The sequence below is a fragment of the Tistrella mobilis KA081020-065 genome, from assembly GCF_000264455.2.
GTDB lineage: Bacteria > Pseudomonadota > Alphaproteobacteria > Tistrellales > Tistrellaceae > Tistrella > Tistrella mobilis.
Map to the genome: position 1 here is coordinate 449,767 of NC_017958.1, position 21,266 is coordinate 471,032.

Sequence of the window (21,266 nt, forward strand, 5' to 3'; positions counted from 1 at the left end):
AGAATCTCACTGACAGATATTGAAATCTGTCATCGCAAAGCGCATCCTCTCTTCACACCCCGATGAAGAGAGGATGGTGTCATGCCCGTATCCGTTCCCGCCCAGACCTTCACCGGCACCGCCGGCCGGCTCGACGACCCGATGACCCTGCCGGCGCTCGGCCTCGGCTGCATGGGCATGTCCGATGCCTATGGCCCGGCCGATCGCGACGAAAGCATCGCGACCGTTCATGCCGCCCTCGATGCCGGCATCTTCCTGCTCGATACCGGCGATTTCTACGGCCAGGGCCACAATGAACTGCTGATCCGCGAAGCGCTGTGGAGCCGGCGGCGCGAGGATGTGTTCATTGCGGTCAAATTCGGGGCGCTGCGCGACCCCGAGGGCCGTTTCCTGGGCTTCGACAGCCGCCCGGCCGCGGTCAAGAACGCGCTCGCCTACACCCTGAAACGGCTCGGTACCGATTATGTCGACCTCTACCAGCCGGCCCGGTTGGATCCCGCCGTGCCGATCGAGGACACGGTCGGCGCCGTCGCCGAGATGATCCAGGCCGGCTATGTCCGCCATCTGGGCCTCTCGGAAGTCAGCGCCCAGACGCTGGAGCGCGCCGCCGCGGTGCATCCGGTGCGCTGGCTGCAGATCGAATATTCGGTGCTCGACCGGGGCATCGAAGCCTCGATCCTGCCCGCCGCCCGCCGGCTCGGCACGGTGATCAGCGCCTATGGCGTGCTCGGCCGGGGCCTGCTTTCGACCGATTGGGCGGCACGCAAGGCGCTGGCGGTGGGCGACTATCGCGCCCATCTGCCGCGTTTCTCGGGCGACAATCTGGAACGCAATCTGGCGCTCACCGGCGTGCTGCACGACATCGCGGCCGAATACGAGATGACCGCCACCCAGATCGCCATCGCCTGGGTGCTGGCCCAGGGCCCGGATATCGTGCCGCTGATCGGTGCCCGCCGGCGTCACCAGTTGGCCGAAGCGATCGGGGCGCTCGACATCCGGCTCTCATCCGGCGATCTTGCCCGGATCCGCAATGCCATCCCGGCCGATGCCCCGGCCGGGACGCGCTACGCGCCCGAGCAGATGCGGATGCTGGATAGCGAGACCGGGGCCGTCTGACGCCCCGGCCCCCCGGGGAGAGATGGATTGGCCGACGGCGCGCTCACGCCCGAACAGATTCTGGACACGGCGGAGGATGTCCTCCGCCGGTTCGGGCTTCAGAAAACCACTGTCGTCGACGTGGCCCGTGCGCTTGGCGTCAGCCATGGCAGCATCTACCGCCATTTCCCCAGCAAGACCGCCCTGCGCGAGGCGGTGGCCAGCCGCTGGCTCGCCCGGGTCTCGGAACCGCTGGGCGAGATTGCCGCCGAAACCGGCCCGGCCCTGCCGCGCCTGCGCCGCTGGCTGGAGCAGCTGATCAGGATCAAGCGCGGCAAGGTGCTCGACGATCCCGAGCTGTTCGCGGTCTATCACGCGCTGGCAGACGAGGCCGATGCCGTGGTTCAGGAGCATGTCGGCAAGCTGGTCGACCAGATCTCGCGCATGTTGAGCGACGGCATGGTCACGGGCGAGGTGCGGTTCAGCGACCCGCGCGCCATGGCCTGGGCGGTGCTGCGCACCACCATGGTCTTCCATCACCCCGCCCATGTCGGCCACTGGTCGCTGCCCGAAGCCGATGTCGACCGCGCCTTCGACGACATCTTCGATCTGATCACCCGCGGCCTGACCCCGACCGAGGCGTGAATCTCCGCCCCTATTTGCGAATCACTATCAATCTCATAACATGATCTGCTAGTCTGACGGCACTCCGCCACTGCCGGATCCGCCGCCGATGACCGACCGCCCCGCTTCGCTTCACCCCGCCGAGACCGAGTTCCGTGCCGGCAAGGAATTCCGTGTGGGGCCGCGCCTGCTCGACCGGCTGTCGGCCGGCCGCCCCGACTGGCAGGATCACGCCCTTGGCGTCGGCCGCGGCGCGGTGCGTTTCCGGACGGCGCGCCCCGGCCCCGGCCTGACGCTCACGACCAGTTCCTGCCGGCTGGAGGCAGACTACCGCTCGCACATCGATCATGGTGGTGCGGTCGGTGTGCTCGCCTTCGGGCTCTCGGGCACCAGCCTGTTCGGCTGCGGCCGCCCCGATCTCACCCACAAGGTTCAGGCCGGTGATGTCTGGCTGTTCCGGCTGGACGATGCGCCGATCACCCGTCTCACCCCGGCCCAGGACCAGGCCTCGATGTTCGCGGTCAAGTTCGACCTCGACCGCATCGCCACGGCACTGGCCGAGGCGGGGATCGCGCGCCAGGGCACCGGGGCGCGGCGCCTGGGGCGGCTGGATGATCGCAGCCCCCTTTCCGCCCTCACCGGCAATCCGCTGGCCTCTGCCCTCGATCGGCTCCGGGCCGAGAGTGCCGCCCTCGGCCTGCTTGCCGACTGGCTCGGCCCAGGCCACGCCCCGGAGCCGCCAAATGGCCTGCTCGCGCCCGAAGACCGCCGCGCGGTCGCCCGGGTTGCCGACCGCCTGCTGGCCGACATGGCCGAACCGCCCTCGCTCGACGAGTTGGCGGCGCTCGCCGGCATGAGCCATGTCCGCCTCAACCGCTGCTTCCGCAAGGCCTATGGCGCCACGGTCTTCGCCTGGCTGCGCGACCGCCGGCTGGATCAGGCCCGCCGCGCGCTGGAACGGGGCGAGGCGAGCGTCACCGAAATCGCCTTTCTCTGCGGCTTCAGCAGCTCCAGCCATTTTGCTGCCGCCTTCCGCGCCCGCCACGGCACCAGCCCGGCGGCGTTCCGGCGCGGATAGGCCCCCGCCCTTTCGCCAGATGACGGCACGCCGCCGCCGGACCGGGCATGGTCATCCACAGACCGCCCATCCGGAGCCCGCTGCCCCCATGTCCACCCGTCCCGCGATCGCCGCCCTGCTTGCCGCCCTCACCGCCAACGGCGCCGGCCATGCCTTTCTGCTGATCACCCTGCCGCCGCTTGGCCGCGCCCGCGGTTTCGGCGATGTCGAAACCGGGCTGCTGCTCGGCCTCTCCGCCCTGCTGATGGTGGTGGCGGGCCCCGTCTGGGGGCATGTCGCCGACCGGATCGGGCGCCGGCCGGTGCTGGTGGCGGGGCTTGCCGCCGCGGCGCTCTTCCCCGCCCTGCTCGCCGCGGTTCTCGACGCCCTCGATGCCGGCCGGCTCGATGCCGGCCGCGCCTATATCCTGCTGCTCGCGGCCCGGCTGGTTCAGGCCGCCCTGTCGGCCGGGATCATGCCCGCAGCCCAGGGGTTCCTGGCCGATGTCACCGCCCGCGACCGACGCGCAGGCGGCATGGGGATGATGGGCGCCGCCTTCGGGTTGGGCTCGATCCTGGGCGGCATGACCGCCTGGCGGCTGGGCGGCGCCTCGCCGGTCGCGGCACTGCTGATCCTCTGCCTTGCCATCGCCGCCGGCACGCTTCTGGTTGCGCTGCTGCTGCGGGCGGCGCCGCGTCCGGCACCTGCCCTTGCAACCGCACCCGCCGCGCCGCGCCCGCCGCTCGGGGGGCTTCTGCCCTTTCTTGCCGTCACCTTCGCCGGGCTCGCCGCCTATGCCCAGCTTCAGCAGGTGACGGCGCTTCGCCTCCAGGATCAGTTCGGCCTGGGCGCTGCCGCCTCGATCGAGCGCGGCGGCGCGCTCCTCGCCCTCACCACCCTCGCCATGGTCGCAACCCAAGGCCTGGTGATCGGCCGTCTGGCCTGGGCACCCGGCCGTCTGGTGCAGACGGGTGCGCTGCTCGGCCTCTTGGCCATGACGGCTGCCGCCGCCGCCCCCACCATCCTCTGGCTGCAGCTCGCCATGGTGCTGCTCGGCGCCGGTTTCGGCCTGCTGCTGCCCGGCAACCTCGCCGGGCTCAGCCTCGCGACCCCTGCGGGCGGCCAGGCCCGCGCCGCCGGCATCAACGGCATGGCCCAGGGCCTCGCCATGGCGGCGGGGCCGATGCTCGGCGCCACGCTGCACCAGCTCTCCCCCACCGCCCCCTGGTGGGCGGGCGCGGCCCTGCTCGCGGCCATTGCAGGCCTCGCCTTCCGCCGCCGCACCGAAGCTTTCGCCGGATGACGGCGGGCGTTCGCCATAAGGGCGCCCGCGGCGCTCTCGGGCGCTAGCCTCGCCCCATCTCATCCAGCGCCTTCCGGAGACGCCCATGACCACGCATCGCAGGGTCCGCACCCGCCTGCTCGCCTCCGCCGTCCCCATGCTGCTGGCCGGCGGCACGACGCTCGTCACGGGGGCGGCCCGGGCCGACGAGGACGAGACCATCACCCGCCTCGCCCCCGTGATGGTCGAGGCACGCCAGTGGACCGAGGATGTCCGCCGCACCCCCGGCACCGTCGAGCTGCTGACACCCGAGGATCAGGCGGGCCCCCTCGCCGACGGCCTCGCCGGCATCGCCCGCCGCTCGCCCAATGTGCTGATCGAACAGTCCTCGGTGCAGACGCGGGTGGTGATGCGCGGCATGACCGTCGCCAACACCGCCCTGCAGGATCCGCTCGGCTTCACGGTCAACGACGTGGCCCTGCCCCATGGCGCGGTGCAGGCGCCGCGCCTGCCCGATCCCGGCACCATGGAGATCCTGAAAGGCCCCCAGGGCAGTCTGTACGGCCGCAACACCGAGGCCGGGCTGATCCGCACCGGCACCGCCGATCCCGACTGGCAGCCGGCGGCCGAAGCCCGCGCCATTCTGGGCTTCGAAGACGGCGCCGACGGCTGGAGCCCGGCCTGGACGATCAGCGGCCGGGTCTCGGGCGCCATCGCGCCCGACAAGGCGGCGGCGTCGCTCGCGCTTCGGGCAGAACAGGCCCGCGGCCCCGGCCTCAACCTCGCCGACGGCGCCGATGACGGCGCCTCAACCGACCGGCTGACCGTTTCGGGCGGGCTGACCCTGCTGCCCGACGACGACACCGACATCTCGCTCAAAAGCGTCGTGGAGCGGGCCGATCTCGGCAAGCAGCGGCTGCGCTTCCTGACCGGCCCCTATGCCACGCCGCGCCACGTCACCAATTACGACGCCGCCTCGTGGGACGACACGGTGACCGCCATCCAGTCGCTGCGCATCGACCATCGCGCCGGGCCGGTCGACGTCACCGCCATCACCGGCTGGACGCATTACACCCGCGATTTCCGGATGGATCTGGACGGCACGCCGCTCCCCACCCTGCCGACTCTCTCCTCCCACAAGGACGACACCGTCTCGCAGGAACTGCGCATCGCCTCGCCCGACGACGGCGCGCGGCTGCGCTGGCTCGCCGGGCTTTACGGCTATGTCAGCCGCACCGATCTCGATTTCCGCATCGGCACGCCGCGGGTGGCACGCGAGACCTCGATCGACCAGACCGGCATCGCCGGCTTCGGTCAGGCGGAATACGGCCTGACACAGGATCTGCGCGTCACCCTGGGCGCGCGGGTGGAGCGGATCGACCAGAGCGGCCGGATGCGGCTGACCAACAGCGCCGGCAGCTCCACCTTCGACGCCGACATCACCGATACCACGCTTCTGCCGAAGATCTCGCTCGCCTGGGATGTGGCGCCCGAGACGATGCTGCATGCGTCCTACGCCCGCGGCTATCTGCCGGGCGGCTACAATTACGGCAACGCCACCGGGTCCGACAGCCTGACCTATGGCGCCGAACACAGCTGGACGGCCGAGGCGGGGGTCAAGACCGCCCTCTTCGCCGGCCGGGTTCTGGCCGATCTCACCCTCTTCCACACCACCTCGACCGATCGCCAGATCCTCGATCTGGAACCGGGTGGCGTCACCACCATCAGCAATGCCGCAGAGGCCCGCATCTACGGCGCCGAACTCGCCCTCGACGGCCGGATCGACGAGGTCTGGGGCTGGTTCGCCACCGGCGGCCTCCAGAAGGCCGAGGCCACCTCGTATCGCACCACCGTCAACCGCGGCGGCACGCTGGTCCCGGTCGACTATTCCGGCAACCGCCTGCCGATGGCGGCAGAGGCCACCTGGTCGGCCGGGCTCCGCTACGACCAGGGCGGCCCCGCCGGCGGCGACGGCTGGTTCGGCCTGATCGCCGCCAACGGCTCCGGCCCCTATTACTTCGACGGCGCCAACAGCCTGTCGCAGGACGCCTTCGCCCTGGCCGATGCCGCCCTCGGCTACCGTTTCGGCACCATCGAGATCTCGCTTCAGGCCAGCAACATCTTCGACCGCAATGTCTATGCCCGCGCCGTCGGCGTGCCGCTCGGCCAGCTGGTCGAAGACGGCACCGGCCGCGAGGTCAGCCTTCAGGTAAAGGCCAGCTGGTGATGCGCAATCGCACGCTCCCCGTCGTCGAGACCCCCGGCCGCGACGGCCTCGCCGGCCGGCTGTTCGACCTGATCCAAGCGCCGCTGCGCTGGCAGCTGCTTGCGGCGGGGCTCGATCTCGGCCTCTTCGATCGGCTCGACCCGCCGGCCACCGCAGCGGATCTCGCAGGCTCCCTCGGCCTGGATGCCACCCGTCTCGGCCGCGTGCTCGACGCGCTCGCCGCCATGAGCCTGCTCGACAAAACCCGCGGCCGCTACGGCCTGACGGCAGAGGCCGCGCCGCTGCTCAGGGCCGATGGCACGCGGTCGATGCGCGACCTGCTGCTCACCCTGCCGCGGCTCCGCCATGGCGACGTCGCCGGTCTGCTTAAGGATCCGGGCCCGGCGCCCGCCCCCGATATGGCGGCACCCGCCTTCTGGGACGGCTCGGCCAACAGCCTCAGGGCCTTCCACCGGGCGATGGGGGCCGAGACCGCCCGCCATCTGCTCAGCCTCCTGCCCGAATGGCCGGCGGCGCGCCGCCTGCTCGATCTGGGGGCCGGGTCCGAGGTGCTGGCCTGCCGCCTGGCCGACCGGCACCCGCAGCTCGACATCACCGTCTTCGACCTGCCGCCGATGGCAGACCGCATCCGCGCCCGGCTGAACGGCCGCCCGGTCACCGTCATCGCCGGCGACATGAACGAGACCGATTTCGGCACCGGCTACGACATGATCTGGACGGCGATGACGCTCTACTATGCCCGTGATCTGGCGGGCGTGCTGGCCCGCATCAGGGGGGCTCTCGCCCCCGGCGGGGTCTTCGTCACCCTGCACGAGGCGCTGACCGGCGAACGCACCGCCCCCGAAACCCATGTCACCGGCCGCCTCGTCCCGGCGCTCCGCGGCCAGGACCGCTCCTTCGACGACGGCACCATCGCCGCCGCCATGACCGAGGCCGGATTCACCCGGATCGACAGCCGGCTGGTCGAGACCGCCTTCGGTCCGTTCAGGATGGATTGCGGGCGGGGGTGATGCCCGTCTGCCCCCCACCCGCCCCCTCACCCCGCCGCAAACAGCCGCGTGCCCACGAAATCCACGAACACCCTGACCTTGGGCGACAGATGGCGGCTTGACGGCCAGAGCAGGTGGAACTGGCCGGGCAGGTCCAGATGCCCGGTCAGCACCGGCACCAGCCGGCCTTCGGCGATCGGGGCGGCGGCCAGGAAATCGGGCATGCAGCCGATGCCCAGGCCGCCGGTCACCGCCCCTTTCAGCGCCTCCATGTTGTTGCAGACCATCACCGTCCGCGGCCGCGGCTCCGCCGCCCCCGCGGGCAGTCTCAGCGGCCAGGGCTGCAACCGGCCGCTGTTCGGAAAACGGAAGCGCACCGCCCGGTGGCCGTCCAGGTCGCGCGGGCATTCGGGCTGCCCTGCCGCCGCCAGATAGGCGGGTGCCGCGCACAGCAGCAACTGAAAGGGGCGCAGCGCCCGGGTCATCAGGCGGGAATCCGGCAGCTCGCCGCTGCGGATCGCCACGTCGACGCCCTCGTCGATCAGGTCAACCAGCCGGTCGTTGAAATCCAGCTCCAGCTCGATCTCCGGATGGGCGGCCACGAAATCCGGCAGCACCGGCATCAGCAGATGATAGGTCACGATCGGCAGGCTGACCTTCAGCCGGCCGCGCGGCACCTCCCGCGACCGCGACAGAACCGCCCGTGCATCGTCCAGATCATCCAGGATCCGCCGGCAGCGCTCGTGAAAGACCCGTCCCTCGTCGGTCAGGGCGAGCGCGCGGGTCGACCGGGCCAGCAGCCGCACCCCCATCTCCTGCTCCAGCCGCGTCACCGCCTTGCCCACGGCAGAGGCCGACAGCCCCAGCACCCGGCCGGCGGCGGCGAAACTGCCCAGATCGGCGGTGCGCACGAAAGCCGTCAGGCTGCCCAACCGGTCCATGGCATCAACCCTTCAATTCCGGAATTTTCGTCCAGTCTGGACGGAAACCAGGCCCGCTTCCAGCATCAACCGATCCGGATCATCCTGCCTCTTCCCTCGCTCACCTTCTTCCACGCATGGGATCCGACAGGAATGAGCCGTATGATCAACCCGCCGGGCCGCCATCCCGGGGCAGCCCTTCTCGCCGTCTGTCTTGCGGCGGCGGCTATGCCGCTCACCTTCACCGGCACGGCAGTGGCGCTGCCGGCGATCGCCCGCGATCTCGGCGGCTCGCCGGTCGCCCTCGCCTGGGTGACCAATGCCTTCATGCTCACCTTCGGCGCCTGTCTGATGGCGGCCGGTGCGCTCGCCGATGCCCATGGCCGCCGGCGCGTATTTCTTGCCGGCACCGGCGGTTTCGCCCTCGCCTCGCTGGCGGCCGGGCTCGCTCCCGACATCCTCACCCTCGATCTCGCCCGCGCCGCCCAGGGGCTGGCGGCGGCCGCCGCCTTCTCGGGCGGCATGGCGGCCCTCGCCCAGACGGTCGAGGGGCCCGCGCGGCTCAGGGCCTTCAGCCTGGTCGGCACCGCCTTCGGCGTCGGTCTCGCCTTCGGCCCCATCGCCTCGGGTACGATTATCGATGCCGCGGGCTGGCGGATGATCTTCGCGCTGGTGGCGGCACTCGGCCTCGCCGCCTGTCTCGCCGGCGCCCGGGCGCTTACCGAAAGCCGTGATCCCGCCGCCACCGGGCTCGATCGGGCGGGGGCGGTCGTCTTCACCCTCACCCTCACGCTTCTGACCTTCGCAACCCTCCGGGCGCCGGAAACCGGCTGGAGCGATCCGCTGGTGATCCTGCTGCTGGCCGGCACGCTGGCGGGCATCTGGGGCTTCATCCGCATCGAAGCCCGGCAGGCGCGACCAATGCTCGATCTGTCGCTGTTCCGCAACCCGCGCTTTGCCGGCGTGCAGCTGCTCGCCGCCGCCCCGGCCTATGGCTTCGTGGTGCTGCTGGTGCTGCTGCCGGTGCGCTTCGTCGGCCTCGACGGCATGACCGCGACAGAAGCCGGCCGGATGATGATCGCGCTGTCGGCGCCGCTGCTGGTGGTGCCGCTGCTCGCCGGCCGGGCGGCGCGGTGGATCTCTCCCGCCCGGCTCTGCGGCGGCGGGCTGGTGATCAACGCTGCCGGCCTCGCCTGGGCCGCCCTCCTGCCGGCCGATGCCCCGCCCGCGGCCCTGATCGGCCCGCTGCTCACCATCGGTATCGGCATCGGCCTGCCCTGGGGGCTGATGGACGGGCTCGCGGTCAGCGTGGTCGCCAGCGACCGGGCCGGCATGGCGACCGGCATCTTCTCGACCATCCGGGTGGCGGGCGAAGGCATCGCGCTCGCCGTGGTCGGCGCCCTGCTCTCGGGCCTCACCCTTGCACAGCTGGCGGGCGCCGGGCCGATGGATGCCACCCGCCTCGCCGCCCGCCGGCTGGTGGCGGGCGACGCCGCCGCCGCCCTCGCAGCCCTGCCCGGGCAGAGCCACGCGGCCCTGCTCGCGCATTTCGATGCCGCCTTCGACCTGCTGCTGCTGATCCTGGCCGCGGTCACGCTCGCAACCGCCCTTGTGGTCTTCGTGATGCTGGGCCGCAGCCGCGACCGCGCCGCCGCCTGCGCCTGACCAGGATCTGGAGCTGACCGGAGCCGGATCAGTACCGCCCGGCGCCCTCGGGCGTCTCCGTCCCGATCCTCGCCAGCCGCGCCGCCCAGCCGTCCAGCGCCGCCATCCGCTCCGCCTCCGTCAGCCGGGCCGGCTGCCAGACCACTTCCGAAGCGAGCACGTCGAAGCCGACGAATTCCAGAATACCGCGGCGGATCGGCCGGAGCACGCCGTCGAGATCGCCATGCAGCCCCTCGGGCGTATAGCCGGCCGGCGCCCCGCCCGTGGTCAGCGACAGCAGCGCCCGCCGGCCGCGGAACCGGCCGGCCTCGTACATTCGCCCGTCGCCATAGATCCGGCCCATGGCGAAGCTGCGATCCACCCAGCCCTTGAGCATCGCCGGCAGGCCGAACCACCAGAGCGGAAACTGCAGGATCAGCAGATCCGCCGCCTCCAGCCGGGCGATCTGGCGCTCCAGATCGGGCGCGAAGCCGCCTGCACCGGTGGCTTGCATCTCTTCCGCCTGAAGTTTCAGATAGGTGGGGTCGGCCGTGGTGGTGAAATTCCGCCGGTCCGAGACCGGATCGAAGCCTTCGGCATGCAGATCGGCCAGATCGACCGTATGGCCGGCCTGGGTCAGCGCGGCGGCGGCCTGCCGCGCCATGGCCGCGTTGAAGCTCTGCGGTTCGGGATGGGAGAGGACGATGAGGGCATGCATGGGGAGCGGTCTCCGGTTGCGGCAGTTTGCCGGCGGCTGGCCCGCCGGTCCTTCAAGGTGTAGAACCGGAGAAAGATGAACCCCACCGAAATGGCTTCATGACCGATTTCGATCCTGTTCAACTCCGCAGACTGGATCCGACCCTGCTGCTGGTGCTCGACGAAGCGCTGAAGCACCGCCGGCTGACCCTTGTGGCCGAGCGGCTGGGCCTCACCCCCTCGGCCATCAGCCATGCGCTGGGGCGGCTGCGCGACATCTATGGCGACCCGCTCTTCCTGCGCCGCGCGGGCGGGATCGAGCCCACCCCCGTGGCCCTGGCCCTGGCCGGCCCGGTGCGCGCCGCGCTGGAAGCGCTTGCCGCCACCATCGGCACGGCACGCGGCTTCGACCCCCGGACCGCGCAGCGGGTGTTCCGGGTGGCCGCCTTCGACAACACGGTGTCGGTGATCGGCCCGCGGCTGGTCGCGGGGCTCGCCGCCGAGGCGCCGGGCCTCGGCCTCGCCTTCCTCAGCTTCGGCCGCGCCCGGGCGGTCCGCGCCCTGCTGGAGGGCGAGGTGGATCTGATGATCGGGCTGGCCAGCCACGATCCCGGCCGGCTGATCTGCCGGGTATTGTTCCACGAAGGCTATGTGCTGGCCGCGCGCCACGGCCATCCGGCCTTCGCCGACGGCCCGCCCGACCTCGCCACCTATACCGCCCTCGCCCATATCCTGGTCTCGGCCGCAGGCGACCTCGCCGGCACCATCGACGAGGAGCTGGCGGAGCGCGGCCTGTCGCGCCGGGTGGTGGCGGCCGTGCCGCATTTCATGGGCGCGCTTGCCGTCGTCGCCGACAGCGATCTGGTCGCCACCCTGCCCGAGCGCGTGGCCCGCCGCCATGCCGCGCGGTTCGGCGTGGCGCTCTGCCCGCCGCCGCTGCCGCTGGCGGGCTATGACCTCGGCATCATGCGCCGGGCCGCGTCCGCGCCCGATCCGGGCCTCGACTGGCTCGAAGCCCGGATCGATGCCGCGATCAGTTCCGCGCCGGATCCATCTCCTGGCCCGGATCGTTGAGGCCGATCACCGCCTGACGGTCCAGATGCTCCACCAGCGGCGCCGGCAGTTTCAGCCCATGGGCCAGCGCGTCCAGCCAGACCCGTTCGGCCGGATGGTCGACATCCACCGCCAGCCGCGCCGCCAGCCAGATCTCGGCCGACCGGGCCTCGTCGGTGCCGGCGGCGGCGATGTCGGGGATCGAGACCGGCGCATCGAGCACCTGGAAGATCGCCGCCTTGGTCTCGGGGTCGAAATCGCGGCGCTCCACCTCTGCGAAGATCCGGCCGCGCTCGTCGGCATCGATATGGCCGTCGGCCTTGGCCGCGCCGATCATCGCCTTCAGCACCGCCATCGCGAAGCCTTCGGCCTCGGCCGGGTCGGTGATCGTGTCGAGCGGCCGGAAAGCGGGCTCTGCCGCCGCCGCATCATCGGGCCGGGCCGGCACCGCGGCTTCGGGCGCCTTGCCCGACCGCCAGTCGGCCCAGGCCCGATAGGCCAGCGCACCCAACACCGCGGCGCCGCCATAGCCGAGCGCACCGCCGCCGAACTTCTTCATGGTCTTGCGGGCCTTCTTGCTGCCGAACAAGAGCCCCACCAGCCCGCCGGTCACGGCGCCGCCGCCGAACCCGCCCATCATCGACCCGAGTCCACCGGCACCGGCACCGCCGCCACCCCTGGCACCGCCGGTCACCTTGCCCAGCATGTCGCCCAGCCCCGAAGGAAGCCCCCCGGAGGAACGGCCCGAGGGCAGCCTGCCGCCCTGCGCGCTGCGGGACGACGCCGCCCCCATCACCTGGTCGAGCAGCTTTCTGGCATCCATGGTCGTGTCTCCCTGCGAACAGATCCGGCACCGGCCGTGTGGTCTTCGGCACATGGCCCGCCTGAAGACACGGTTCAAGGCGTGGATCTCCTATGGCATGGCAAGGACACGGGGCGCGAGCGGCGGCGGAAAACGGTGCCCCCTGGATCCGGGGGCACGCCGCTCCCATCTGGTCAGGACACCGTCCCCGAAGGAGAGTTCGAGATGAGCCTGCTCGACGGCATCCTCGGCCGCAATCGCGGTCCCTCCGCCGGCCCCTTCCCGGAGCCACCGCCCGCCTCCCCGCTCGAAGCCGGCACCACCGAACAGGAGATCATCCTGGCCGGCGGCTGCTTCTGGTGTGTGGAAGCGGTCTATCGCGAGCTGGCCGGGGTGGTCGAGGTCACCTCGGGCTATAGCGGCGGCACGGCCGACACCGCCAATTACCCCGCGGTCTGCGGCGGTGACACCGATCATGCCGAGGCGGTGCGGATCCGCTATGATCCGCGGGTGATCGATCTGGGACAGATCCTGAAGATCTTCTTCTCGGTCGCCCACGACCCGACCCAGGTGAACCGCCAGGGCAACGATGTCGGCCGCCAGTACCGCTCGGCGATCTTCTATGCCGATGACGGCCAGAAAGCGGTGGCAGAGGCCTATATCAAGGCGATCGACGAGGCCGGGGTCTTCGACCGCCCGGTCGCCACCGAACTCGTCCCCCTCGACCTCTTCCACGAGGCCGAGGCCTATCACCAGGACTATGCGGCACGGAACCCCAACCAGCCCTATATCGCCCATGTCTCGGCGCCCAAGGTGGCCAAGCTCAAAGCGGTCTATCCGGAAAAGCTGAAACCGCGCGGCTGACGGCGGCCGTCACCGCCGCGGTGGTGACGGTTCTGTCCTTACGGTCTCGCCTTCATTCTCGTCTTCGTCCGTCTCTTCGCCGGCAACCCGGCTCGCCAGCAGCTCGCCCGCACGGTTCAGCACCGGATAGGCGGCGGCGGCGACGATCTGGGAATTGATCAGCTTGATGTCGCGCAACAGGTCCAGATGCTGCGCACTGGTCAGCGCCGTCTCGGGCCGGCCGCTGCGCAGGCGGCGGAAATGGGCCAGCGTCGCCTCGGTCTCCAGCCGCCGGAACACCGCCTTTTCCGCCGCCAGCAGCCGGGCGGCGCGCAGGTCGCGGGTCATCAGCAGGGCCGCCGCCTGGGCCAGATTGTCGCGCAGCCGGTCGAGCAGGCGCAGCAGCTCCCCCTGTCCCTCTTTCGACAGCCGCACCCCGCGCTTGTGGCATTTGCCGAGCGTCGGCAGCAGCCCGCGATCGACGGCATCCCCCGCCTGTTCCAGCCTTGTGGCGAAGGCCAGAAGATCGGTCAGCCGGCGCTCGTCGGCCGGGCCCAGCCGCGCGGGCTCGATGCCGGCGAGATAGGTCTTGAGCGCGCGGTTGACGTGGTCGAGCACATCGTCCAACCCTTTCAGCGCCGCGATCGGCCCCGGCTCGCCGCTGCGCAGCGCCGCGCGCGCACCGGCCAGCATGTCGTCCAGCACATCGGCCATGCGCAGCACCTCGCGCGTGGCGAGCCCCAGCGCGACTTCCGGCGTCTCCCGCGCCTCTTCGTCCAGATACAGCGTGCGGGCCGGATCGGCCGGCACCGCCCGCACCGGCAGCAGCCGGGCGAGCAGCCCGGCATAATGGCGCAGCACCGGCAGGAACACCGCCGCGACCGTCAGATTGAACAGGGTGTGGAAGACCGCGACCATCCTCACCGGGTCTTCGACCAGCCGCCCCATCGCGCCCGCCACCGGCTCGATCAGGATCAGTGCCGCCACCACGCCGATAACCCGGTTGATCAAATTGCCGAGCGGCAGCCGCCGCGCCTGCGGGTCGTCGCCGCCCGCCCCCTCCAGCACCGGATTGATCGCGGTGCCCAGATTGGCGCCCAGCACCAGGGCGATCGCCATCGGCCCCGCCACCAGGCCCTGGCCCGCCATCGACATCACCAGCAGCACCACCGCCACGCTGGAATGCGCCATCCAGGTCAGTGCGGCGGCCAGCATCACCGCCGCCACCGGTGCCGCCTGCAGCAGGCCGATCAGGGTCCGCACCGCCTGGCTGTCGGCCAGCGGCGCCAGGCTGCCGCTCAGATGGTCCAGCGCCAGCAGCATCAGCCCCAGCCCGATCGCCACCCGCCCCAGATCGTGCAGCCGGCCGCGTTCCAGCCGCCGGAACACCACCACACCGATCAGCACCAGCAGCGGTGCCGCCAGCTGCACATCGAAGGCCAGAAGCTGCACGATCAGCGTGGTGCCGACATTCGCCCCCAGCATCACCGCCAGCGCCGGCACCAGGGCCAGCAGGCCGGTCGCCGCGAAACCGGTCACCATCAGCCCGGTGGCGGTGCTGCTCTGCAGCAGGGCGGTCACGCCGATCCCGGCGGCGAAGGCGCTCAACCGGCCGCGGAGGGCATGCCCCAACCACAGCTTCAGCCGGGCGCCCGCCGCCCGCTGCACCCCCGTCTGCACCATATGCGTCCCCCACAGCAGCAGGGCGACGAAACCGGCGAAATCGATGAGGGTGGCGGTCATGACGGGACGGGCTTCCGGGGGCTGATCTGAAGGCCGCGGTATGCGGCCCGAGGGATCAACCGGCGGGGTCGTCTCCCGGTTCCCCCATGCCGTCCGCATCGAGTGCCGCCTGATCCGGGGCATCCACGACATCCGGATCGCCCGGCGCATGCGCGGCCTGCCAGGCCTCCAGGAAAACCGCCCAGTGCTGGTCGAACTGCTCCAGCCAGGCCGCCAGGGTGGTGGCATCGGCCTCGCGCCCGTCCGCCCGCCAGCGACGCAGGCAGAGTTCGTTGAAGGCGCGGATATAGTCGCGCACCGGTGCCAGATCCTCGCGGCCGATCCCTGCCACCTGCATGGCATAGATCACCGCGCGCAGCCCCAGAAAACCGCCGGCGGTCGGCACCATGCCCGACATGCCCGATGCCAGCCAGTCCAGCTGCAGGCTTTCCACCTCGTCGATGCTCATATCGGCGAAGACGGTCAGCAGGCCCAGCGCCACCTCTTCCGCCTCCTGCTCGTCGGGGGCGATCAGCTGGCGCACTTCGTACTGGTCGAAAGGATTGTCCGGCAGATCGTCACGCAGCTCCCACACCTCGACCGCCAGCGGGGTCAGGGGACAGGGCAGCAGCATGCGTGGACTGCCTTCCATGGGGCTCGGCAACTCCGTTGCGGTGGTTGTCGGTGCAGAGTTCCATGAAGCCCGGCCATGCACAATGCTTCAGATCAAAGCGCGCAACCTCCGGCATGATCCGCGGGCGCCAGTCACGAGGGGTCAGGGCGACAAGAACCACCATCGGCAGGCAGCCGAGAACCGGCGCCGCGGTCGCGAATGCCCCGCCGGCCGCCATCGCCTGCCACAGCCCGGCCGGCGTCCACCTCTTCGACCACCGCGGCCCGTCGTCCACGCCGCCGTCGTCCACGCCGCTGGCATCCACCCCCCGGGCATCCGGACCGGCCGTCTTCGGCGCCCGCACTGCGTCCTCAAGCCGCATGGCGCCTCTCCTCCTTCATGATGTTCGCCGCCCATGCCGCACCGGTATCCACCGGTTCCCTTGCCACATCACGATCCAGGATCAGTTCGACATTCCAGCCATTCCGCCGTGCAAATTCGACTGCCGAAGCGGGATTGGGGAAGCGGAGGCTGATCTGTGCCCGGGTGTCGGCGCTGCCGGTCCAGCCGGTCAGCGGATCGATCCATGGGGCGCTTTCGGGTTCGAATTCCAGGATCCAGTCCCGGCTGCGAGGCGCGCTTCGGGTCACCGGCCGTGCGGGCCGCCAGATCCTGACCGTCGGTGCAGACGCACGGGACATGCAGCATGCCGTCATGGCTCACCACCTCCTCATGCATGAGACGCGCCAGCGCATTCCACTCCGACATCGGATGTCAGCCACGGCGCCGGGCGTCTGCCACAGGCGCCCGGCCATCTGGGATGGCACTCCCTTTCCGTCAACCCCCATAGGATCCCCTGCCGCCAGACATGCAAAACCGCCCGGCGGGTCTCCCCGCCGGGCGGTTCCGGATCAGCCCGGACACGGCGCTCGGGATCAGACGATCTCGAACAGACCCGCGCCGCCCATGCCGCCGCCGATGCACATGGTCACCACCACATACTTCACGCCGCGGCGCTTGCCTTCGATCATCGCATGGCCGGCCAGCCGCGCGCCCGACATGCCATAGGGGTGGCCGACCGAGATCGCGCCGCCGTCGACATTCAGCTTCGCGGGGTCGATGCCCAGCTTGTCGCGGCAATAGAGCACCTGCACCGCGAAGGCCTCGTTCAGCTCCCAGAGGCCGATATCGTCGATCTTCAGGCCGTTCCGCTCCAGAAGGCGCGGGATCGCGAAGACCGGACCGATGCCCATCTCATCGGGCTCGCAGCCGGCGACCTGGAAGCCGCGGAAGATGCCCAGCGGCTGCAGGCCCTTCTGCTCGGCCAGCTTGGCATTCATCAGCACATGGGCCGAGGCGCCGTCCGACAGCTGGCTGGCATTGCCGGCGGTGACGGTCTTGCCCTCGCCGCGCACGGGCTTCAGCGACGACAGGCCTTCCAGCGTGGTCTCGCCGCGCATGCCCTCGTCACGGTCCAGGGTCACTTCGCGCTTCGAAATCTCGCCGGTCTGCTTGTCGGCCACCAGCATCGTGGTGGTCATCGGCACGATCTCGTCCTTGAAGCGGCCGGCCTCGAAGGCGGCGAAGGTGCGGCGCTGGCTTTCCAGCCCGTACTCGTCCTGCGCCTCGCGGCTGATGCCGTAGCGGGCGGCCACCACCTCGGCGGTGTCGATCATCGGCAGATAGAGTTCCGGCTTCATGCGCAGGATCTCTTCGTCGGCCGCGCGGTAGGTGTTCATCTTGTCGTTCTGCACCAGGCTGATCGACTCGACGCCACCGGCCACCGCGACCGGCACCTTGTCGTACATGATCGCGCGGGCGGCCAGCGCCATCGACTGCAGGCCCGAGCTGCACTGGCGGTCGATGGTGGTGCCCGAGGTGGTCACCGGCAGGCCGGCGAGGATCGCCGCCTGACGCGCCACATTGCCGCCGGTCGAGCCCTGCTGCAGCGCCGAGCCCAGCACCACGTCCTCGACCTCGGCCGGGTCGATGCCGGCACGGGCGACCGCATGGCGGATGGCATGGGCGGCAAGCTGCTGGCCGCTGGTGTCGTTGAAGGCACCACGATAGGCTTTGCCGATCGGCGTGCGGGCGGTGGAGACGATGACGGCTTCGGTCATAGGAGCGCTTCCTCGGACGGGCATCCCGGTTCGCGGGTATGCGGGGCTGATCTGCACGCAGGCGGGCGCCGCCGGCCCCCTCCCGGCCGTGGCACCTTCTCTCGGAAACAAGGCTCTTTCATACGAACGTTTGTGTCAACAGGCCCGGGCGAACATTCCGCAGGGCGGTATCGGCCTCAACCGTGGGGAGGGGCGGCAGCCGCGGCCTAGACCGCCAGATAGGCATCCCTCACATCCGGCCGTGCGTCCAGCTCGGCCATCGTGCCGGTAAAGCGCACCCGGCCCTTCTCCATCACATAGACCCGGTCGGCCAGCGCGCGGGCGACGGCGAGATTCTGTTCCGACAGCAGCAGCGCCAGCCCTTCGCGCTTTAGCGTCGCCAGCATCCGGGTCATCTCTTCCACGATCCGCGGCGCCAGCCCCTCGGAGGGCTCGTCCAGCAGCACCAGCGACGGGTTGCCCATCAGCGTGCGGGCGATGGTCAGCATCTGCTGTTCGCCGCCACTCATCCGCCCCGCCGGCCGGTCGGCCAGTTCGGCCAGGTTGGGGAACAGCCGGATCAGCGCTTCCACGGTCCAGTGCGGGGCGCCGGGGCGGGCGTCGCGCCGGCCGACTTCCAGATTTTCCAGCGTCGTCAGTTCGGTAAAGATCCGCCGGTCCTCGGGCACCCAGCCGATGCCGCGGCGGACGATTTCATGGGTCGGCAGCCGCGAGATGTCGGCGCCCTCGAAGGTCACCCGGCCCAGCCGGCGAGGCACCAGCCCCAGCACCGCCTTCAGCACGGTCGACTTGCCGGCGCCGTTGCGGCCCAGCAGCGCCACCACCTCTCCCGGTGCGACCGAAAGCGACAGCCCGTCCAGAATCAGCGCCGAACCATAGAAGGCGCTCAGCTCCTCCACTGCCAGAAGAGCGGCGGGCCCGTCGGTCATCTCGTCTTATCCCTCCCGTCCGGCGGCGTGGCGCCACCAAGATAGACCTCGCGCACCCGCGGGTCGGTCCTCACCTCGTCGGGCCGCCCCTCGGCCAGCACCCGGCCGCGATGCAGCACCATCAGCCGGTCGGCATGGCCGAAAACGGCATCCATGTCGTGCTCGGTGAACAGCACGCCCATGCCGGTCTCGCGCACCAGCGCCGACACCAGCTGCATCAGCCCGGCCCGTTCCGCAGGCGCCATGCCGGCAGTGGGCTCGTCCATCAGCAGCAGTTTCGGCCGGTTGGCGATGGCGATCGCCAGTTCCAGCCGCTTGACGTCGCCATAGGCCAGCTCGCCCGCCGCCCGCCCGGCCTGCTCCCCCAGGCCGATCCGATCCAGCAAGGCATTTGCATCGTCCATATGCCGCCGGTCGGCGCGGCCGAACAAGCGGAAACTCTCTCTGCGGGCCGCAATCAGCGCCGCCTGCACGTTCTCGCGCACGGTCATGGAGCCGAAAACCTCGGTGATCTGGAAGGTGCGCCCCACCCCCAGCCGCCGGATCCGCCGCGGCGGCCAGCCGGTCACCTCGGTGCCCAGCATCACCACCCGCCCGGCATCGGGGGCAAGCTCGCCGTTCAGCAGGTTGAAGCAGGTCGATTTGCCGGCGCCGTTGGGGCCGATCAGCGCCAGCATCCGCCCGGCCTCGACCCGGATCGACACCTGGTCGACGGCGCGTACCCCGCCCCAGGCCTTGACCAGCCCGTCTGCCTCCAGCACCGGCGTCACCGGCCGTGCCTCCGTGGCAGCAGGGCGGGCAGACCGCCCAGCCCGCGCGGCACCAGGGCGGCCACCACCACGATCAGCAGGCCCAGAACCAGCTTGGAAAGATCGGTGCTGGCGGTCAGCCAGATCGACAGGCCGCGGAACACGCCCGCCCCCAGCACGGCGCCCGACACCGTCTCCACACCGCCCAGCAGCACCATCGCAAGCGCATCGACCGACAGCGGAATGGCCAGCACGTCCGGAAACACGCTGCCCTTCAGATAGGCGTGGAGCACGCCGGCAAGCCCCGCCATCACGCCCGCGACCACGAAGGCCGCCCATTGCATCCGCCGCCGGTCCAGCCCGATCGCCTCGGCCCGGCGCGGTGCATCGGCCAGGGCGCGCAGCGCCTGGCCGAAGGGCGCGAAGGTGATCATGCGCAGCAGCGCCACGCCCGCGATCGCCACCACCGCCGCCAGCCGGAAGAATGCTGCGGGGTCGGAAACGGCCCGAGGCGGCCAGACCCCCAGAATGCCGTTGTCGCCGCCGGTGACCGACACCCATTGAAAGGCGATCGACCAGGCGATCTGGGCGAAGGCGAGCGTCAGCATGGCCAGATAGACGCCCGAAAGCCTGACGCAGAACCAGCCGAACACCACCGCCCCGGCACCGGCCAGCGCCACGCCCGCCGCAGCCGCCGGCCCCATCGCCAGGCCGAAACCGGTCGCGGCCAGCGCCGTGCCATAGGCCCCCAGCCCGAAATAGGCGGCATGGCCGAACGACACCACGCCCGCCGTGCTCATCAGGAATTGCAGGCTCTGGGCGAAAAGCGCGAAGATCGCGATCTCGGCCGCCACCCCCAGCACATAGCCGCCGGTCACGACGGGCAGGCCCGCCAGCAGCACCACCAGCCCCGCGATCACGGCCGCCCGCACGGGCACCGGCCAGGGGGCCCAGGGCTTGCGCACGAAGCCGGCCGCGGCCCCGCGTGCCGGCGCCTCGGCCCGCCCCAGCAGGCCCTGCGGCCGCACCACCAGCACCACCGCCATCACCAGGAAGGCGATGACCAGAGAGATTTCGGGCAGGACCAGAATGCCGAAGGCGTTCAGCTCCGACACGATCACCGCCGCCAGGAAGGCGCCGGTGATGCTGCCCAGCCCGCCGATCACCACCACCACGAAGATCTCGACGATGATCCCGAGATCCATGGCGTGAGAAACGGCCGCCCGCGGCAGTTGCAGCGCGCCGCCGAGCCCGGCCAGGAACACGCCCAGCGCAAACACGCCGGTGAACAGCAGCCGCTGGTCCACGCCCAGCGCCGCCACCATGTCGCGGTCCTGGGTCGCCGCCCGGACCAGAATGCCGAAACGGGTGCGGCGGAAGATCAGGAACAGCCCCGCCAACACGATCGGTCCAGCGGCGATCAGCACCACATCATAGACCGGCAGCGCCTGCCCCATGATCGTGACCGCCCCGTCGAGCCCGGGGGCGCGCGGGCCCACCAGATCCTCGGGCCCCCAGATCAGCACCACGATGTCCTGCACCGCCAGCGTCAGCCCGAAGGTCGCCAGCAGCTGGAACAGTTCCGGCACGCGATAGAGCCGGCGCAGCAGGACGATCTCGGTGATCGCACCCAAGGCCGCGGTCACGGCCGCTGCCGCCAGGATCGCCGCCCACCAGCCCAGCGCACCCGCCCAGAGCCCGGCGAAGGTCCAGGCCAGATAGGCGCCCAGCATGTAGAAGGCACCATGGGCGAAGTTCACGATCCGGGTCACGCCGAAGATGATCGACAGCCCCGACGCCGCCAGGAACAGCGAGGATGCACTGGCGAGGCCGGTGAGGAACTGGGCGAGGATCAGGTCCAAGCAGAGGATCCGCTAAAGCTGGGGCCGGGCAGCAGACAG

19 protein-coding genes are annotated in these 21,266 nt (G+C 70.8%); 9 read left to right on the plus strand and 10 right to left on the minus strand.

The window, feature by feature from the left end:
• Positions 1-141 precede the first annotated feature (141 nt).
• The 6 genes from TMO_RS25850 to TMO_RS25875 all read left to right on the plus strand — a co-directional run bounded on the left by TMO_RS25850 (position 142) and on the right by TMO_RS25875 (position 7,295).
• Entirely contained in the window at positions 142-1,116 is a 975-nt protein-coding gene (locus tag TMO_RS25850; RefSeq protein WP_267021738.1) for an aldo/keto reductase, read from the plus strand.
• 27 nt (positions 1,117-1,143) lie between these two features.
• Entirely contained in the window at positions 1,144-1,740 is a 597-nt protein-coding gene (locus tag TMO_RS25855) for a TetR/AcrR family transcriptional regulator (RefSeq protein WP_014748013.1), read from the plus strand.
• Positions 1,741-1,828: 88 nt separating this feature from the next.
• Positions 1,829-2,797 carry an AraC family transcriptional regulator gene (locus TMO_RS25860; RefSeq protein ID WP_014748014.1) on the plus strand — a complete coding sequence of 323 codons (969 nt, stop codon included), beginning with the start codon at positions 1,829-1,831 and terminating at the stop codon, positions 2,795-2,797.
• Positions 2,798-2,885: 88 nt separating this feature from the next.
• Positions 2,886-4,079, plus strand: a complete 1,194-nt coding sequence (locus tag TMO_RS25865; RefSeq protein WP_014748015.1) for an MFS transporter — start codon at positions 2,886-2,888, stop codon at positions 4,077-4,079.
• Positions 4,080-4,164: 85 nt separating this feature from the next.
• On the plus strand, positions 4,165-6,285 hold the full coding sequence (locus tag TMO_RS25870) for a TonB-dependent receptor (protein WP_014748016.1): 2,121 nt from the start codon (positions 4,165-4,167) through the stop codon (positions 6,283-6,285).
• A complete protein-coding gene (locus TMO_RS25875) occupies positions 6,285-7,295 on the plus strand; it encodes a class I SAM-dependent methyltransferase (RefSeq protein ID WP_014748017.1) in 1,011 nt (336 codons plus the stop codon). The genes TMO_RS25870 and TMO_RS25875 overlap by 1 nt, the downstream gene beginning before the upstream one ends.
• A 26-nt stretch (positions 7,296-7,321) precedes the next feature.
• Here the strand turns inward: TMO_RS25875 and TMO_RS25880 are convergent, their stop codons facing one another.
• Complete coding sequence (locus TMO_RS25880; RefSeq protein WP_014748018.1) at positions 7,322-8,215, minus strand: LysR substrate-binding domain-containing protein; 894 nt, start codon at positions 8,213-8,215, stop codon at positions 7,322-7,324.
• Positions 8,216-8,347: 132 nt separating this feature from the next.
• Here TMO_RS25880 and TMO_RS25885 point away from each other — a divergent pair, with 132 nt between their 5' ends.
• Entirely contained in the window at positions 8,348-9,859 is a 1,512-nt protein-coding gene (locus TMO_RS25885; RefSeq protein WP_014748019.1) for an MFS transporter, read from the plus strand.
• 28 nt (positions 9,860-9,887) lie between these two features.
• Here the strand turns inward: TMO_RS25885 and TMO_RS25890 are convergent, their stop codons facing one another.
• Positions 9,888-10,556, minus strand: coding sequence for an NAD(P)H-dependent oxidoreductase (locus TMO_RS25890; RefSeq protein ID WP_014748020.1), 669 nt, complete (start codon positions 10,554-10,556; stop codon positions 9,888-9,890).
• 98 nt (positions 10,557-10,654) lie between these two features.
• On the opposite strand from TMO_RS25890, the gene TMO_RS25895 reads away from it, so the two are divergent.
• Complete coding sequence (locus TMO_RS25895; protein WP_014748021.1) at positions 10,655-11,608, plus strand: LysR family transcriptional regulator; 954 nt, start codon at positions 10,655-10,657, stop codon at positions 11,606-11,608.
• On the opposite strand, the gene TMO_RS25900 is transcribed toward TMO_RS25895, so the two are convergent.
• The gene (locus TMO_RS25900) at positions 11,568-12,410 is read right to left on the minus strand and encodes a tellurite resistance TerB family protein (RefSeq protein WP_014748022.1); all 843 of its coding nucleotides are present in this window, start codon (positions 12,408-12,410) and stop codon (positions 11,568-11,570) included. The genes TMO_RS25895 and TMO_RS25900 overlap by 41 nt on opposite strands.
• Positions 12,411-12,614: 204 nt before the next feature.
• On the opposite strand from TMO_RS25900, the gene msrA reads away from it, so the two are divergent.
• A complete protein-coding gene (gene msrA, locus TMO_RS25905) occupies positions 12,615-13,253 on the plus strand; it encodes a peptide-methionine (S)-S-oxide reductase MsrA (RefSeq protein WP_014748023.1) in 639 nt (212 codons plus the stop codon).
• Positions 13,254-13,262: 9 nt separating this feature from the next.
• Here msrA and TMO_RS25910 read toward each other — a convergent pair whose 3' ends face one another.
• The 7 genes from TMO_RS25910 to TMO_RS25945 all read right to left on the minus strand — a co-directional run bounded on the left by TMO_RS25910 (position 13,263) and on the right by TMO_RS25945 (position 21,227).
• On the minus strand, positions 13,263-14,975 hold the full coding sequence (locus TMO_RS25910; protein ID WP_014748024.1) for a Na/Pi cotransporter family protein: 1,713 nt from the start codon (positions 14,973-14,975) through the stop codon (positions 13,263-13,265).
• Between the two features lie 55 nt (positions 14,976-15,030).
• Entirely contained in the window at positions 15,031-15,606 is a 576-nt protein-coding gene (locus tag TMO_RS25915) for a hypothetical protein (RefSeq protein WP_145978446.1), read from the minus strand.
• A gap of 332 nt (positions 15,607-15,938) precedes the next feature.
• On the minus strand, positions 15,939-16,268 hold the full coding sequence (locus tag TMO_RS25925) for an NADH dehydrogenase ubiquinone Fe-S protein 4 (protein ID WP_041607867.1): 330 nt from the start codon (positions 16,266-16,268) through the stop codon (positions 15,939-15,941).
• A gap of 234 nt (positions 16,269-16,502) precedes the next feature.
• Complete coding sequence (locus tag TMO_RS25930; protein WP_014748028.1) at positions 16,503-17,687, minus strand: acetyl-CoA C-acyltransferase; 1,185 nt, start codon at positions 17,685-17,687, stop codon at positions 16,503-16,505.
• Positions 17,688-17,893: 206 nt separating this feature from the next.
• Complete coding sequence (locus TMO_RS25935; protein ID WP_014748029.1) at positions 17,894-18,616, minus strand: ABC transporter ATP-binding protein; 723 nt, start codon at positions 18,614-18,616, stop codon at positions 17,894-17,896.
• Complete coding sequence (locus tag TMO_RS25940; RefSeq protein ID WP_014748030.1) at positions 18,613-19,386, minus strand: ABC transporter ATP-binding protein; 774 nt, start codon at positions 19,384-19,386, stop codon at positions 18,613-18,615. Before TMO_RS25940 ends, TMO_RS25935 begins: the two co-directional genes overlap by 4 nt.
• Positions 19,383-21,227, minus strand: coding sequence for an ABC transporter permease (locus tag TMO_RS25945; protein ID WP_014748031.1), 1,845 nt, complete (start codon positions 21,225-21,227; stop codon positions 19,383-19,385). The genes TMO_RS25940 and TMO_RS25945 overlap by 4 nt, the downstream gene beginning before the upstream one ends.
• Positions 21,228-21,266 lie beyond the last annotated feature (39 nt).